Here is a 239-nt window from a genome sequence, read left to right as displayed (position 1 = left end):
ACTTGTATCGCCATGGCAAGGATGAGCAGCAAGGCTATCAGCTTTGTCATGCTTTATTTTTTCCGTTTTTCGGAATGTCACAGGACGGACATTTTTCCGCGCGAACAAGAGGATCTCGACACGCCGTAAAGACATTCCGGGGCACAATCAATCATCTTGAGGCTGGGCTGACGCAGGTCCTGCCTTATGTCATTGCAAATCGCTAAGACTGAGTCTGGGGAAATGAAGAGAAATCTGCT

1 protein-coding gene is annotated in these 239 nt (G+C 48.1%); it reads left to right on the top strand.

Features of this window, described 5'->3' with window-relative positions; translation table 11 throughout:
• A partial coding sequence (locus EOD29_RS36870) for a hypothetical protein (RefSeq protein ID WP_206520623.1) occupies positions 1-206 on the top strand: 206 nt, incomplete at its 5' end.
• Positions 207-239: the final 33 nt, after the last annotated feature.

It is taken from the genome of Mesorhizobium sp. M1A.T.Ca.IN.004.03.1.1, assembly GCF_003997555.1.
Taxonomy (GTDB): Bacteria; Pseudomonadota; Alphaproteobacteria; order Rhizobiales; family Rhizobiaceae; genus Mesorhizobium.
This window is presented reverse-complemented; position numbering and strand designations above follow the sequence as displayed.